The 15,830-nt window shown below is 68.3% G+C and carries 13 protein-coding genes; 9 read left to right on the top strand and 4 right to left on the bottom strand.

Features of this window, described 5'->3' with window-relative positions; translation table 11 throughout:
* The first annotated feature begins 34 nt into the window (after positions 1-34).
* From N2652_10310 to cls, 7 genes are all read left to right on the top strand, one after another.
* Positions 35-2,911, top strand: a complete 2,877-nt coding sequence (locus N2652_10310) for a DUF6259 domain-containing protein (protein MCX7819578.1) — start codon at positions 35-37, stop codon at positions 2,909-2,911.
* Between the two features lie 67 nt (positions 2,912-2,978).
* On the top strand, positions 2,979-4,394 hold the full coding sequence (locus tag N2652_10305) for an undecaprenyl-phosphate glucose phosphotransferase (protein MCX7819577.1): 1,416 nt from the start codon (positions 2,979-2,981) through the stop codon (positions 4,392-4,394).
* 132 nt (positions 4,395-4,526) lie between these two features.
* Positions 4,527-5,030 carry a ferritin-like domain-containing protein gene (locus N2652_10300; protein MCX7819576.1) on the top strand — a complete coding sequence of 168 codons (504 nt, stop codon included), beginning with the start codon at positions 4,527-4,529 and terminating at the stop codon, positions 5,028-5,030.
* Between the two features lie 49 nt (positions 5,031-5,079).
* A complete protein-coding gene (locus N2652_10295) occupies positions 5,080-5,763 on the top strand; it encodes a peroxiredoxin (GenBank protein MCX7819575.1) in 684 nt (227 codons plus the stop codon).
* Positions 5,733-7,100: a M48 family metalloprotease gene (locus tag N2652_10290; protein ID MCX7819574.1), complete on the top strand. Its 1,368-nt coding sequence runs from the start codon at positions 5,733-5,735 to the stop codon at positions 7,098-7,100. Before N2652_10295 ends, N2652_10290 begins: the two co-directional genes overlap by 31 nt.
* A 23-nt stretch (positions 7,101-7,123) precedes the next feature.
* Positions 7,124-7,831 carry an orotidine-5'-phosphate decarboxylase gene (gene pyrF, locus N2652_10285; protein ID MCX7819573.1) on the top strand — a complete coding sequence of 236 codons (708 nt, stop codon included), beginning with the start codon at positions 7,124-7,126 and terminating at the stop codon, positions 7,829-7,831.
* A 25-nt stretch (positions 7,832-7,856) separates the two neighbouring features.
* The gene (cls, locus tag N2652_10280) at positions 7,857-9,341 is read left to right on the top strand and encodes a cardiolipin synthase (protein ID MCX7819572.1); all 1,485 of its coding nucleotides are present in this window, start codon (positions 7,857-7,859) and stop codon (positions 9,339-9,341) included.
* A gap of 23 nt (positions 9,342-9,364) precedes the next feature.
* Here cls and N2652_10275 read toward each other — a convergent pair whose 3' ends face one another.
* Complete coding sequence (locus N2652_10275) at positions 9,365-10,864, bottom strand: hypothetical protein (GenBank protein ID MCX7819571.1); 1,500 nt, start codon at positions 10,862-10,864, stop codon at positions 9,365-9,367.
* Positions 10,865-10,866: 2 nt separating this feature from the next.
* Positions 10,867-12,393, bottom strand: coding sequence for a proline--tRNA ligase (gene proS, locus N2652_10270; GenBank protein MCX7819570.1), 1,527 nt, complete (start codon positions 12,391-12,393; stop codon positions 10,867-10,869).
* A 112-nt stretch (positions 12,394-12,505) separates the two neighbouring features.
* On the opposite strand from proS, the gene N2652_10265 reads away from it, so the two are divergent.
* Entirely contained in the window at positions 12,506-13,129 is a 624-nt protein-coding gene (locus N2652_10265; protein MCX7819569.1) for a DUF1080 domain-containing protein, read from the top strand.
* A 48-nt stretch (positions 13,130-13,177) separates the two neighbouring features.
* Positions 13,178-14,143, top strand: coding sequence for an aldolase catalytic domain-containing protein (locus N2652_10260; GenBank protein ID MCX7819568.1), 966 nt, complete (start codon positions 13,178-13,180; stop codon positions 14,141-14,143).
* Positions 14,144-14,164: 21 nt separating this feature from the next.
* Here N2652_10260 and folB read toward each other — a convergent pair whose 3' ends face one another.
* The gene (gene folB / locus N2652_10255) at positions 14,165-14,548 is read right to left on the bottom strand and encodes a dihydroneopterin aldolase (protein ID MCX7819567.1); all 384 of its coding nucleotides are present in this window, start codon (positions 14,546-14,548) and stop codon (positions 14,165-14,167) included.
* Entirely contained in the window at positions 14,545-15,783 is a 1,239-nt protein-coding gene (locus N2652_10250) for a glucose-1-phosphate adenylyltransferase (GenBank protein ID MCX7819566.1), read from the bottom strand. Before N2652_10250 ends, folB begins: the two co-directional genes overlap by 4 nt.
* Between the last annotated feature and the right edge of the window lie 47 nt (positions 15,784-15,830).

Below are 15,830 nucleotides of genomic sequence, written 5' to 3'. Positions count from 1 at the left end.
GGGTGCAGTGGGCGGGGTGCGGGGAGGCCTGGCGATGAGGGGCATGATGGTCGTGGGACTCCTCGTCGGAGCCGTCGGGGTGACACCGGCGGTGGAATCGCCCGATGGAACGCGAGAGACCGCCGAGTCCGATCCCGCACCGGTGGTCGAGATTGTGGCGACCCGGCCCCATCACACCCGTCGCGCGCTCGGTTCACCGCCCTCTCCGGAGGGTGCGGTGGTGGAATGCCGGGTTCATCTGGCTGAATCCAGCGGCGCTCCCCCCGCGTTGTACCTCTACGGCATGCAGACCGGCGGGTTTGTGTATGCCCGGATGACGCCGACCGAGCTGGCGGTGGGGCGATGGAGCCCGGCGAAGGCGGAGGCAGTCTCCTCTGCGGGGGTACCCGCACCGGACTGGACCAGCGGCTGGGCGCGGGTGCGGTTTGCGTGTGCGCCGGGGGTTGTCGCAGCGATGGCATGGCCGGACGGGGGCCCAGAGCCCGGCGGCTGGCAGGTGCATGCGTCGGTGGCGACGGTATCGGTGACGGGGCTGGCGGTGGGCGTCTGGCTGGCGTCGGAGGGGAACTCTCGTGCGACGGCGTGGGTGGACAATGCGCGGATACGGCAACCCGCCCTCTCGGATGGCCTGGATCTGCTGGTTCCGTCTCCCGTCGTGAAACCGTGGCCGCCGACGGCGGCCGGTCCGTTGGTGTCGGAGACTGGGGCGTGCGTGGTGGTGTTGGGTGGCGGTCTGGCCGGCGCGCTGGATCTCCGCCGGGGGCGGTGGCTTCGCTTGACTCACCAGGAGAGCGGACTTGAGTTTCTCGATCCATCGCGCAGGGAGCCATTGTTTCGGCTCCAGCGGGTGGAATGGCCGGGAGGGCCGGCTCGAGACATCACTGCCGAGGAGTTCCGCCGCGTGGAATGGCGAACGGCGGGCGCGGGAGAAATCGAGGCGGAGTTTCGAGATGGTCCTGTCGGCATTCATGCGGTACGGGTCCGTTTCCAGGCGGCCGAGGACGGGATTTTGATCCGCCTCGCGGTGGAGTGCCCGACGGTGATTGTGTCGCGGGTGGAGTGCCCGGTTCTTCCGCTTGCGACGGCGCTGGGGGAAGAGGGGGCCGACGATCATCTGCTCATTCCGCACAGTCACACCGACGGCATTGTCGTGCGGGCGCCGGCGGCTCGCGACCGGCGGCTGGGTGGTCGACATCCCGGTGATGCTGCCGTTCAGATGATGGCGGTGTATGACCACGCTGGCGGATTGTTGAGCGCGGCGCGGGACACCGGCGGTGAGATGAAGGAACTGTCGGTGGTCACGCGCTCAAACCGTCAGTTCACGTTGAGCTGGGCCCACGACCGACCGCAGGTGCGGGGGGATGTGGTGTTGCCCTATCCCCTCTGGTTGGGTGCGTTTCGGGGCGACTGGCGGGATGCGGCGGACCTGTACAAGACGTGGGCGAAGCGGCAGTTTTGGTGTGCGCGGCCGCTGGTCGAGCGCAAGGACGTACCAAAGTTTCTTCTGCGCGGTTCGGCGGGGGTGATTTATCCGATCGCCGGTGAGCGGGGCTACAACGGTGTCTTTGGCGAGGATCTCGAGCAGCTTCCGGAGCTGGCGCGGGAATGGCGGGAACGCCTTCGCGTGCCCCACATGCTGATCGTGCCGTATGGTTGGGAGCGGCGAGGACTGTGGGCGGGAATCAACTATTTTCCGACGGTGCCCTCGGACGAGGCGTGGGAGGCCGCAATCCGACGGCTTTCCGAGCAGGGCGACGCGGTCGCGTTTCTGACCTCGGGGTTCTGGTGGGTGGTGCGGCGGGCGGCGACGCGGAACGGACCGGCGTTCGACGACACTGCGGACTTCGAGCGACGCCGAGAGATGGTGATTGCGGCGCCGGACGGCTCGCCATGGTTTCTGGACAACTACCACAAGGTGGGCACGCAGGGCGACTGGCGAGGCTGGTCGGTCGCGCTATGCCACGGTTGTGCGGCGGCGCGCGGAACCATTCGGGAGATTTTTCTGCGCGTGGCCGAGCTGGGCGTGCCGCTGATCAGCTTCGACCAAGAAATTGGCGGGCGCCAGGCGGCGGCGTGTTATTCGGCGCAGCACGATCATCCTCCGGGGTGGGGCGCCTGGATGTGGCGGGACTTTACGAACCTGTGCGCGGGAATTCGGGGGGCGATCGCGGCAACCGGCCGTGCCGTGGGGCTGCTCACAGAAAACTGCGGCGAGATGATCATTCCCCAGATGGCGACTTTCTGGAGCCGCCAGTTCGGCGTTGCTGACCACGCGACGCCGGGGGATGAGACGGTGGGGCTCTTCTCGTACCTCTATCACGAGTACGTGACCGCCATTGCAGCGGCGATGGTGCAGGGTCAGGGGCCGGCGGGGTCGGTGCCGAGTCCGGGACTGCGTGCGCAGGCGATGGCCAACGCGCTCGTGCGGGGACTGATCCCGTGCCCCTTTGCGCTGCTGGTGCCGGTGGAGGCACCCGCGGGACGACGCCCTCCGATGACCGAGGCGTTTCTGGGGTTTGCGCCCGCGTTCGGCACGTATCCGGAGTTTCTGCTGCTGGGCGAGACGCTTCGTCCGCCCGAAGTTGTTTGCGACTGGCGAGAGGAGTCCTACACCGTTCGGGGAACGGGGACGTTGGGGGGGGGGCGGCGCGTCGTGGTCCGCGTGCCGAATGTCGCGGTTGGACGCTTTCGGGCACCCGGCGGCGCGGTGGCGACGTTTTTCGCGAACCCGACAGACCGGGAGCAGACGGCCGAGTTTGCGCCGCTGGAGGCGACACGTCCAGCCGCATTGCGGGGCAGCGACGGGTCCGTCGTGACGAACTGGGTGGAGTTGCCCGCGCGCTGCACCGTGGTGTTACCGCCGTACGATTACCGGGTGCTGGTGGTGCCGGCCACCGGCGCGTCGGACTGAGGCGGGCGCGACGACGTTCGGGGCATCGTTTCTTGAGACAGCGGCCGGGCGCGGCTACCATGCGCGCATGCGGGGACGCGCGCGAGACACCTTCGATGCGATGTGCAGCGCGGTGGCGGTCGCCGCCGACGTGGTCGCGGTGTTTGCGGGATTTCTGCTGGCGGTCTGGATTCGCTTCGACTCCGGCTGGATCCCGGTTCCGCGCGGGCATCCGCCGCGGGCGATGTACGTCTATGCGGCGGGGGTGATCGCGCTGATCTACGCGCTGCTGTTTCAGGCGCTCGGTTTGTACCGACGGCCGCAGGACGGGCATTTCACAGACAAGATTCCGCGGCTGGTCCGCGCGTCCGGGATTGGGACGTTGCTGGCGCTGGCGTTGGCGTTTGTGATCCGCAGCGAACCACCGTTTTCGCGCCTCGTGGCGGGCCTCGGCTTTGGGACGGTGACGCTGTTGGTGCTGGTGGAGCGCAACATCCTGTTTCAGCTCGAGCGGCACTGGGCGCGGCATCAGGCGAGGCACCGCTCGGTACTGATCATCGGCGCGGGGCCGCTGGCCGCGCAATTGCGTGACGAGCTGCACCGCGATCCGCGGCACCGCGCCCGGGTGATCGGTTTTCTGCGAGCGGAACCCGTTGCGCCGCCGCCGGCGATCCGGCCGGAGGAGGTGCTCGGCGAGGTCACGGACCTGGCGGGGGTGATGGACGCGCGGGAGGTGGACGAGGTGATCGTCGCGAGCCCCTCGGTGCTCACCGCGGATCAGCTTGAGGAGATCGTGATCGAGGCGGGCCGTCGCCTTGCGGGCTTCTCGATGGTGCCGGACACGTTCCGTCTGCTGACCAGCCGGGTGGACGTCCGTCAGATTGGTGACATTTCGCTGTTGGGCATGGCGCCATGGCCGCTTGACCGCTTCTGGAACCGCGTGCTGAAGCGAATCGAAGATGTGGTGGGCGCCGTGATCGGCCTGTTGTTGGCGGCCCCGCTGCTGCTGGTGGCGGCGATCATCATCCGACGCACGTCCCCCGGGCCGGCGTTCTATCGGCAGATCCGCTGCGGCGAGGGGGGGCGACCGTTCACTCTGTACAAGCTGCGAACGATGGTGGCGGATGCCGAGGCGGCGACCGGACCGGTGTGGACGCGACCGGACGATCCGCGGCGGACTCCGTTTGGCGCGTGGCTCCGGCGATGGAACCTCGATGAGCTGCCCCAGTTGTGGAACGTGCTGAAGGGGGAGATGAGCCTCGTCGGGCCGAGACCGGAACGACCGGAGTTTGTGGAAAAGTTCCGCGACGAAATCGGCCGGTACATGTGGCGCCACGCCGGCAAACCGGGAATGACCGGATGGGCGCAGATCCACGGGTTGCGTGGCCAAACGGATTTGCGGGAGCGGATCCGGTACGATCTGTGGTATCTCGAGAACTGGTCGCTGGCCCTGGATTTCAAGATTCTCGTGCGAACGCTCACCGCACGGCAGAACGCGTACTGAGACTGTGGAACGGCTGTTCCTCGCGGCCGGTCGCGGTGGCCAGGGCGATGGTGTAGACTGAGTGGTAAATCGACTGCCGCCGGCGCCTTCTGGTGCCAAGGTCGCCGCCGGCGATGTGGAAAGGAGAGAGCGATGGGCACGAAAGGTCGCGAGATTGTCGGGATGGACGTCGGTGCGCTGCTGGACATGCTGAATCGCGCGTACGCGGACGAGTGGCTCGCCTACTACCAGTACTGGCTCGGAGCGAAGGTGGCGAAGGGGCCGATGAAAGACGCGGTGATGGCGGAGCTGACGCAGCACGCCGCCGATGAGCTGCGCCATGCCGACATGCTGGCGCTGCGCATCATCCAGTTGGGCGGCACGCCCGCGCTGACGCCGGCCGACTGGCTGAAGCTCTCCGGCTGTGGCTACGATGCGCCCGCGGATCCCTATGTCTCCAAGCTGCTGGACCAGAACATCAGCGGAGAACAGTGCGCGATTGTCACCTACAAAAAGCTCATCGAGGCGACGCAGGTCGCCGATCCGGTCACCTACAACCTGGCGGTTCAAATCCTTTCCGACGAGGTCGAGCACGAGGAGGATCTGCAGGCGCTGAAGGAGGATCTTGAGCTGCTGATCGCGCGGCAGGGACGCTGACGGCCGTGCGCCCGGCCGCGGCGCCACCAGCGGGAGGAGCGCAGGTGCGATGAGCGAGTCGACGGGTCGGTTGCCCCTGATCGGCGAGAGGGCGCCGCCGTTTGAGGCGGAGACGACGCAGGGGCGGATCAGTTTCCCGCAGGACTTCGCCGGCAAGTGGGTCGTGTTTTTTTCCCATCCGGCCGATTTTACCCCCGTTTGCACGACGGAGTTCATCACCTTCGCGACGATGCAGCCGGAGTTTGAACGGCGGAATTGCCGCCTGCTCGGCCTTTCGATTGACAGCACCTACAGCCACATCGCTTGGCTGCGGACGATTCAGGAGCGGATCGAATACCGGGGGATGAAGAACGTCGAAGTCCGTTTCCCGGTGATCAGCGATCTGACGATGGAGATTGCCCGCGCCTACGGCATGCTGCAGCCCGGCGCCAGCACGACGCAAGCGGTGCGCGCAGTGTTCCTCATCGACCCCGGCGCGATCGTGCGTGCAATCCTGTATTACCCGCTCACGTTGGGGCGGAACGTCGATGAAATTCTCCGGATGCTGATTGCGCTGCAGACCTCGGATCGGTACAGGGTCGCGACGCCCGCGAACTGGCAGCCGGGGGATGACGTGATCCTGCCGGCGCCGGGTTCCTGCGGCGCGGCGAGGGAGCGCATGGAGCAGCCGGGGTCGGACGTGCGTTGTCTGGACTGGTTTCTGTGTCTGAAGCGGTTGCCGTCGGTGGAGTGATGCGCGGCGGTGCACCGCAACTGAGCCGGCGGCAGTTTTTGGCCGCGGCCGCGGTCGGCTCCGTGGCGGTGGGAGTGATGGGCTGCGTCACGAACCCCGTGACCGGGCGTTCGGAGTTTTCGCTGGTCTCGCCGGAGGATGAAATCCGGCTGGACCGGGAGAATGCGCCGCGGCAGTTTTCGGGCGATTTTGGTCTGCTGCGCGAGCCACGGGTGCAGCGCTATGTCAGCTCGGTGGGCGAGGAGCTGGCGCGGGTGAGCCATCGGCCGACGATGCCGTATTCGTTCCGGGCGGTGCGCGCGTCCTATGTGAACGCGTACGCGTTTCCGGGGGGCAGCATTGCGGCGACGCGCGGGATCCTGTTGGATCTGGAGAACGAGGCGCAACTGGCCGGCCTGCTCGGGCATGAGATCGGCCATGTGTGTGCGCGGCACACCGCGCGGCGGATGACATCGGCGATTCTGACGCAGCTGGCGGTCGCGGGTGCGGCGATCGCGGTGGAGCAGGCGGGCCATGAGCGGACCGCGACGGTGGTCGCCGGATTGGGGACGGTGGCGGGAGGTGCGCTGCTGGCGCGTTACAGCCGCGAGGACGAGCGCGAGGCCGACCGGCTCGGTATGGAGTACATGGTGAAGGCCGGCTACAACCCCCAGGGGATGGTCGGGCTGATGGACTTGCTGGTGCGGCAGGAACGCGAGCGGCCCTCCGCACTCGAGCTGATGTTCGCGACGCATCCCATGAGCCGCGAGCGGCGCGACACGGCCGAGCAGGCCGCGCGCACCACTTGGGCGGCGGGCGCGGGCCTGCCGTTGGGTCGGGAACGCTATCTGGACGAGACCGCGCCGCTGCGCGCGATGGCACCGGCGATCCGCGCGATCCAGGAGGGCGACGAGGCGCGGCGCGCCAACCGCGGGCGTGACGCGGAGACCGCCTACGCGCGCGCGCTCGCCGCGGCGCCGGAGGACTACGAGGCGCTGTTGAAAATGGCAACGCTGCTGGCCGCGCAACGGCGTCATCGCGAGGCGCGGGAATTCGCGGAACGCGCGCGTGCAGTGGACCCAGAGGAGCCGCAGGCGATGGCGGTCCTCGGCGCCGTCTCGCTGCAGCTGGGCCAGCCGGAGCGTGCGCACCAGTGCTTTACGGACTTCGACCGGCGGCTTCCGGGCGATGCGGAGATTGCCTTCCTCGACGGGCTTGCGCTGGAGCGCATGCATCGGCGCGAAGAGGCCGCCCGCCGTTACGTGCAGTTCCTTCAGGCGGGCGGGGGCGGCACGGAGGCGGAGCATGCGCGGCGGCGGCTGGTCGAGTGGGGCGTCATCCGGCCGGAGGGGCGATGACGGCGGTGCGCGGGCGGCCTGCGATGAGGCCGGAACTTGTGGTGGCGCTGGACGTGCCCGGCGCGGATCGGATCGGGTCGATCGTGGATGCGTTGCCGGCCGAGGTGGGCTGGTACAAGGTGGGGCTGGAGCTGTTCGCGGCCGCCGGGCCGACTGCGATCGAGCCGCTGCGGAACCGGGGCAAGTCGGTTTTTCTCGATCTCAAGCTGCATGACATTCCCCGGACGGTCGCGCGCGCGGTGCGTGCGGCCGCCGCGCACGGTGTGCGCCTGCTCACCGTGCATGCGGCGGGGGGCGGCGCGATGGTGGAGGCGGCGTGTGCGGCGGCGCGCGAATTCGGTGCGGACCGGCCGCGGATCGTCGCGGTGACGCTGCTGACCAGTCTTGACACCGCCGAAGTGGAGCGGATGGGTTGGCGTGGGGATCCGGCGGACGTGGTCCGGCGGCTCGCCGGGCTGGCGCTGGACCACGGCGCGGACGGTCTGGTGTGCTCGCCGCGGGAGGCGGGAGAGCTGCGCGCGCGGTTCGGAGCCGCGGTGCTGCTGGTGACGCCGGGGATACGTCTGCCCGGTGATGCGCCGGGCGATCAGCGCCGGACCGGCACGCCCGCGGAGGCGGTCCGCGCGGGCGCCACGCATCTGGTGGTGGGGCGACCGATTTTGGAGGCGCCGGATCCGGCGGCGGCCTCGCGCGCGGTGCTCGCGGACATCGCGGCGGCGGTCTCGGAGTGATCCGGGCGCGCCTGGCGGTTGCGGCATGAGCACGACGCTATGGCTCGAGCTCGCGTATGTGTTGCATTTGCTCGCTGCGCTCGCCGCCTCGTTGCACGCGGTGCGGATCAAGCGCGAGGCGAGTTCCGCGCTGCTGTGGCTGTTGGTTATCTGGTCCTTCCCGGTCGTGGGCGTGGTCGCCTACGTGGTGCTCGGCGTGGACCGGATCGCCGCGCAATCGCGGCTGCGCGCCCGTGCGCGGCGGGCGTTCGGTGAGTCGCGCCGTGCGCAGGAGGCGGCGCAGCGTCCGATGGCCGACTGGCGCGGTGTGCGCGACTGCCGCTGTGCGCTGCCGGAGGGTGAGTGGGCGCGAGCGCTGCATCGCGCGCTGGACGTGCTGCTGCCGGATGAACCGCTGCTGGATGGCAACGACCTGCAGCTGCTGATCACCGGCGACGAGGCCTACCCCCGCATTTTCGATGCGATCGCGTCGGCGCGCTCCCATGTGCACCTGCAGACGTTCATTCTCGCGCACGATGATAGCGGCCGCCGGCTGATGGACCTGCTGCTGGAGCGCGCACGGGCAGGGGTCGAGGTGCGAGTGCTCTTCGACCGTTTCGGGTCGACGCCCTCGGTGCTCTCGGGCTTTGTGCGCCGCTGGCGCCGTGCCCATCCCCGGCTGCGGTTGGCGGGTTGGACGCTCGCGAAGCCGTGGCGCCGGCAGTTCCAGCTTAATCTGCGCAACCATCGCAAGATCCTGGTGGTCGACGGCCGAGTCGCGTTTACCGGCGGCATGAACATATCCGATGTGAACGTGACGCGGTCTGGGCGTCCCGCCGACCGCGACTTTCATTTTGAAGTGCGGGGCCCCGTTGTGCAGGAGCTGCAGTATTCGTTTCTGAACGACTGGCACTTCATGACCGGCGAGGCGGCGGAACGATTGTTGTGCGCGGAGCACTTTCCTCCGCAGCCGGTCGCGGGGCGGACGCTCGCACGTGTGGTGAATGGCGAGCCCTCGGAGGAGGGCGCCACGTTGCCGGACGTGCTCTTCGCGATGCTGGCCGCCGCGCGCCGGCAGGTCGTGATCGTGACGCCGTATTTCGTGCCGACGATGGACATCCTGCGGGCGCTGCGCGTCGCCGCGCTGCGCGGCATCGAGGTGAAGCTGCTGCTTCCTAAGTACAACAACCACGTCTACGCCGGTTGGGCGGGCCGCTCGTTTTACGAGCCGCTGCTGACCGCGGGCGCGCAGATTGTCGAGCGGTCGCCGCCCTTTCTGCATGCGAAGGCGCTGATCGTGGATGACGAGGTGGCGATGGTGGGCTCCGCGAACCTGGACTCGCGCAGCCTGCGTCTGAACTATGAAACGAATCTGCTGGTGTGGGGGCAGGACTTGATCGGGCGGCTGAAAGCGGCGGCGCTGGCCGAGTTTGCGTGCGGCGAGCCGATCGCGACCGCGGCCTGGCTGCAGCGTCCGGCGGGGCAGCGGTGGCTGGAGCGGGCGGCCGCACTGCTTTCGCCGGTGCTGTGAGCGGCGCGCGGGGGGCGCGGTGCTCAGCGGGCGTGGGGGGGCGCCGGCTGCGTCGCGGCCAGCCATCGGGCGATCGCGTGCACGCGACGGCAGAATTCGGCGGTCTCGATCCGGTTGTTGCGCAGCCACCGTCCCTGCGGATCGAGCGCCGCGATCGCGGCGATCGCAGCGGCGCGCTCACGGGCGCCGGCACCGCGGGGGGCGTCCGGAGTTTCCGAAGGCGCGCGGCGCCTGCGCCAGGCTGCGATCAGCTCGGGCACGCCGAAGTCTCCCTCCCAGGCGTAGCCGGTTCGGCGTTCCTCGCTGAGCTCGGCAAGGGTGTAGTGAATGCGGCCATCGCGGTCGCCGTAGACGGGCCGGTTGGTTCGCAGCTCGTAGAAGCGCGCCCACCGGTTCGAGCTGATCGCAGACCGTTCCAACCACTCGATCGCGGCGGGGATCGGAGCCAGAAAGCGGTCGTCGCCGGTGACCTGGTGAAGACGCATCAGCGCCCGGATCGCGCCGACGCTTTCGGCGGTGCAGACGGCGGGCGGCTCGAACGCTCGCGCCCAGGCGGGCTCCATCTCGCGATTGTACTGCTGCGCCCACGCGGGTTGCGGCTCCGGAAGCTGCGCCAAAATCAGAAATTCGCCGGCACGTCGCGCCGCGGTGAGGCAGCGGGCATCGCCGGTGGCGGCGTGAATGTCCAGGAGCGAGTGCATCACCTGCGCGTGGACGTGATCGTTCAGCGTGTAGTGGCCGTGGTAGGGCTCCCGGCGGTACGGCGGCACCGGGTCCGGAACACGCGCTCTGCGGACGGGTGCGGCGTTTGTGTCCGGCGCGGGCCCATCGAATCGCTGCGGCCAGCCGCCGTTGGGATGCTGTGCGGCGAGCAGCGCCCGCAGACCATGCTCGAAGGCCTGCCGGATCGCGGCCCGGCGTGCGGCGTCGGCCACGGTCGGCTCATGGCTTAACGCGCACAGAAACCGCAGCGCGGCGGTGGTCGTGTCGTCGTCGAGGGTGGAGCGGTTGTGCCTTCGGGCGGCCTCCTCGACGGAAATCCGGCCGATGTCGGTGCGCCGGTACGCCCGCGCGAACGCGGTGGGTTCGAAGTCGATGGAGTAATCCCAGCCCCCGCTGGCGAGTTGGCCGCGCGCGAGGGCCTCCCCCGCGCGTTCGGCGGCTTCGAGGTGGAGACGGTCACCGGTGGCCCGCCAGGCTTCCAGCAGCGCGAGGCCGACGGTGGGCGTGCCCGGTGGCTGCACCCAGATTTCGGTGGGTCGTGCGGGCCGCTCGCCCCAGCGCTGCTGCAAATCGACCGAGTAGCTCCAAAGGTAACCGCCTTCGGTCGCGATCGAGGAGATGAACGCGGTCGCGCGGCGGAGCGCCTCGCGGGCGCGCGTTGCGAGCGCGGCGTCGTCCTCCGGTTCGGTGGCGCAGGCGGCGGCTGCGGCGAGCAGCCCGATCGCGGTCCGCACTCCGCGGCGGGATCGCCTTCCCAGCATGGGATAGCCCTGGCGGTGCAGCGTCCGATCCCTGGACATGTTCAGTACGCTTTGGCGAACACGACCCGGTCCCGGCTCGGCGCACCGCAGCGAATACAGGCGCCGGCGGGTCCCTGGCCGTAGCCGGTGGGCAGGCAGCGGATCGTCACGGAGAGCTCCTCGTTGATCGCGCGCTCGCAGTCGGACGAACCGCACCAGTGTGCGCGGGCGAACCCGCCGTGAATTTCCGGCTTTTCGGGGTTTGCGGGCGTGAAGAATGCGCGGAACTCGTTCCAATCGTCCAGCGCGTGCGTGTGGGTGTCGCGAAACTCGCGCGCGCGCTCGAGCAGTCCGCGCTGGATTTCCTCGAGCGTGGCGGCGATCGTGTGGACGAACTGGGCGCGCGGAACCGCGCAACGGTCGCGCGGGGCGCGGTCGCGGCGGCCGACGAAGACGGCGTCCTTCGCGATGTCGCGGGGACCGACTTCGGCGCGGACAGGGATGCCGCGTTTGATCCAGGCCCAGCCGCGTTCCCCGGCGTTATCTTCCCGCGTGTCCACGATCACCTCGACGGGGCGGCCGTCGAAGCGCTGCTCGCGTAGCTCCGCGGCGAGGCGCTCGCACCATGGCAGCACGGTGGCGCGATCGTCATCGCGGCGAACGATGGGGAGGATTGCGACGTGGGCGGGCGCGACGCGTGGCGGCACGACCATGCCGTTGTCATCGCCGTGGGTCATCACCAGACCGCCGATCAGGCGCGTGGAGACCCCCCAGGAGGTCGTCCACGCGTACTGCCGGGAGCGGTCGCGGGCGGTGAACATGATCTCCGACGCGCGCGCGAAGTTTTGACCGAGGAAGTGACTGGTGCCGGCCTGCAGCGCTTTGCGGTCCTGCATCATCGCCTCGATGCAGAAGGTGTTCTCCGCGCCCGGGAAACGTTCGCCGGGGGTTTTTTCGCCGGTGAGGACGGGGATCGCGAGCACCTCTTCCGCGAAGCGGCGATAGAGCTCGAGGATCGTCAACGTCTCCTCCCACGCTTCGTCGCGGGTTTCGTGGGCGGTGTGGCCCTCCTGCCAGAGGAACTCGGCGGTGCGCAGAAACAGCCGGGTGCGCAGTTCCCAGCGAACGACGTTCGCCCACTGGTTGATTTTGATGGGGAGGTCGCGCCAGCTCTCGACCCACTTCGCGAACATCGCGCCGATGATGGTTTCCGAAGTGGGCCGCACGACGAGCGGCTCCTCCAGCGGGGCGGCCGGCACCAGGCGGCCGTCGGGTCCGGCCTCGAGCCGGTGGTGGGTGACGACCGCGCACTCCTTGGCGAAGCCCTCCACGTGCTCGGCCTCCTTCTGGAGGAAGCTGAGCGGGATGAAGAGCGGAAAGTACGCGTTGACGTGGCCGGTCGCCTTGAAGCGTTCGTCGAGCCGGGCGCGGATGTTTTCCCAAATCGCGTAACCCCAGGGGCGGATCACCATACAGCCGCGTACCGGGCTGGTCTCCGCGAGTTCGGCCGCGCGGACCACCGCCTGGTACCACTCGGGATAGTCCTCTGCGCGGGTCGGTGAAATCGCGGTGCGGTCGATGTTGTTCATAGTTCCGGCTCCATCAGCGTCGGGCGCTCACGATACGGCTGGGCGCGGCGGGGTCAAGCCGGGGCGGAGAAAGCGGTTCGACAGAACGCTTCAAGTCGTGTAGATCGGTCGCATGAAGACGATGATGGTCGGCTGGCTGATGGGCGCGGCGGTGGCCGGGGCCGCGGAGGGGTGGATCTCGATGTTTGACGGCCGCACGCTGAGCGGGTGGCGGTCGAACGAGGAGACGTCGAACGTGTTCACGGTGGTGGACGGCGCGCTGCGCGTCTCCGGCGGGCGCGCGCACCTGTTCTACGTCGGCGCGGACGGCCAGGCGTCGTTCACGAACTTCGAGTTTCGTTGCGAGGTGAAGACGGAGCCGGGCGCGAACTCGGGCATTTACATCCACACGCGGTTTCAGGAGCGGGGCTGGCCAGACGTCGGCTACGAGTGTCAGGTCAACAACACGCACAAGGACCCGCGGAAGACAGGCGGGCTGTATGCGGTGGCGGACGTGATGAACACCTCGCCGGTGCCGGACGGGGAGTGGTTCGAGTATGGGATCCGGGTGGAGGGCCGGCGGATCACGATCACGATCAACGGTCGGGTGACGACCGACTGGACGGAACCGCCGGACTGGACGCCGCCCGCCAACATGCCGGGACGGCGGCTGTCCGCGGGCACGATCGCGCTGCAGGGACACGACCCGAAGAGCACGATCTGGTACCGCAATCTCCGTATCCGGCCGCTGCCCTGAACCGCCGCGGCTTCGGAAGTTCGCATGCCTCCGGAAACCCGCCATGGGATGCACCGCGACTCGTGGGTCACTTACCGTCCCTCGATCAAGGTGCTCGACTGTACGCTGCGCGACGGCGGGCTGATGAACAATCATCGGTTTGATGACGAGTTCGCGCGCGCGGTCTATCGCGCCAACTGCGCCGCCGGTGTGGATTACATGGAGTTCGGTTACAAGGCCGACAAGGCGCTCTACGCGCGCGACGAGCACGGCCCCTGGCGGTTTTGTGACGAGGACGACGTGCGGCGGATCATTGGCGAGGAACCACCGCCGCTGAAGCTCTGCGCGATGGCGGACGCGGGCCGCACCGACTACCGTCGCGATATCCTGCCGAAGGAAAAGAGCGTGTTCGACTGCATCCGCGTGGCCTGTTACATCCATCAAATTCCGATCGCGATCGACATGCTGAAGGACGCCGCGGACAAGGGGTATGAGACCACGTTGAACCTGATGGCGCTGTCCACAGTGCCGGAGTCGGAGCTGCGCACCGCGCTGGCGGAAGTGGTCGAGTCCACGCGGGTGAACGTACTGTATGTGGTGGACAGTTTCGGTGCGCTCTATTCGGAGCAGATCCGGGACTATGTGCGGTTGTTTCTGCGCTATGCGGGCCCCGACCGGCAGGTCGGCATCCATGCGCACAACAACATGCAGCTGGCGTACGCGAACACGATTGAGGCGCTGATTGCGGGCGCGAACCGTCTCGATGTGACGATCCACGGGCTCGGCCGCGGCGCCGGCAACTGCCCGACCGAGCTGCTGCTGATGTTCCTGAAAAACCCGAAGTTCCGGGTGCGGCCGATTCTGGAGTGTGTGGAGCGGCACCTCTTTCCGCTGCACGAGCGGATCCCGTGGGGCTACAGCATCCCGCACGCAATTTCCGGCGCGCTCAACCGGCATCCGCGCGAGTCCATGGCGTGGATGGAGAGCGACCGCGCGAACCGGATCGTGGAGTTTTACGACCGGATGCTGGAGTAGCCCCGTCGCGCTCGCGACGGCTCACTCCGGGCGCGAAGTTCGGCGCGTGGGGCGGCGGGAGCGGACGACCTCGACCGCGACGCTGCGGGCGAAGCGCAGCGCGCCGGGCTTGTCCACCGTCACCGTCGCGCGGCGCACGCCGCGGCGCGAGGTGCACAGCGCGGCGATGCGGTCCGCGAGCGTTTCGAGCAGCCGGAAGGAGCTTTGCTCGACGAGCGCGACGATGTCCTTTTTGAGGGCCTTGTAGTCCACCGCGTCGTTCAGCGCGTCGCTGCGCGCGGCGGCACGAACGTCGGTTTCGAGCGCGATGTTGATCAGCACGTCCTGCGGCGCGCGGCGCTCTTCCGGGTAGACGCCGATGACGCACCGCAACGCGAGGTCGCGGATGAGAATCCGATCGGTCACAGCCGCGTGCCGGGGGGAATCACGGTGTTTTTCGGAATCACGATCACGCCGTCGCGGACGGTGTACTGTGGGGTGACGGTGCCATCGGGTTTGCCGTCCGGGGAGATGTAGGCGCCGTCGCCGATTCGGGCGTTTTTGTCCACGATCGCATTGCGGATGAAGCAGTCGCGTCCGATGCCGAGGCGGGGGGAGGCGGGGGCGGGATCGCGCTCGTGCTCGTAGTAGTCGGCGCCCATGATGACCGAGTGTTCGATCACGGTACCCTCGCCGATCACCGCGCGCACACCGATGATCGAGTGCAGGATACGGTGACCGCTGATGATGCAGCCCTCCGCCAGCAACGTGCGGTTGAGGTCGCAGCAGTTGATCTTTGAGGAGGGGAGGAACCGCATATGAGTGTAAATCGGCGCGCGGGGCTCGTAGAAGGAGAAGGGCGGCCGCGGTTCGGTGAGCTCGAGGTTTGCCTCCCAGAAGGCACCGATGGTTCCGATGTCGCGCCAGTACCCTTCGAAGATGAAGCTGTGCACGTTGAAGCGGTCGATCGCGGCCGGGATGATGTGCTTGCCAAAGTCGGTGCGCTCGGGGTCGGCGAGCAGCTCCTGCAGCACCGGTCGGTTGAACACGTAGATGCCCATGCTGGCGAGGTAACGCTCCTCGCTGTACATCGGGGCGCGCAACTCGTCGAGCAGCGGGGTGTCGCCGGGTTTCTCGACGAAGCGAAGGATACGGTTATGCGGTCCGACCTGCATGATCCCGAGCGCGCCCGCCTCCGAGCGGGGGACGGGTTTGGTCGCGATCGTCACGTCGGCCCGGTTTGCGACGTGCTGTTCGATCACCTTTTGGAAGTCCATTCGGTAGAGCTGGTCGCCGGAGAGCACGAGGATAAGGTCGGGCGACTCGTCCATGAAGTAGCGGAACGACTTTCGCACCGCGTCAGCGGTGCCCTCGTACCAGGATTCCGAGTCGGGCGTCTGCTGCGCGGCGATGATGCGGACGAAGCCGCGGTGGAACTGGTCGAACTGGTAGGTGTTGGCGACGTGCTCGTGCAGCGAAACGCTGTTGTACTGCGTCAGCAGATAGATCCGGCGCAGCCGGCTGTTCAGGCAGTTGCTGATTGGGATGTCGACCAGTCGGTACTTGCCGCCGATCGGCACCGCGGGCTTCGCGCGGTCGCGGGTGAGCGGCTGAAGCCGCGTGCCTGCGCCGCCGCCCATGATCACGCACACGACGTTCATTGGAAGCCGCCTCTCAGGTCCCGGGAACAGGATGACGGCCGCGCTGC

The sequence above is a fragment of the Kiritimatiellia bacterium genome (genome assembly GCA_026417735.1).
Taxonomy (GTDB): domain Bacteria; phylum Verrucomicrobiota; class Kiritimatiellia; order PWTM01; family PWTM01; genus CAACVY01.
Note: the sequence above shows the minus strand (reverse complement) of the source record. Positions and strands in the feature narration are given on the sequence as shown.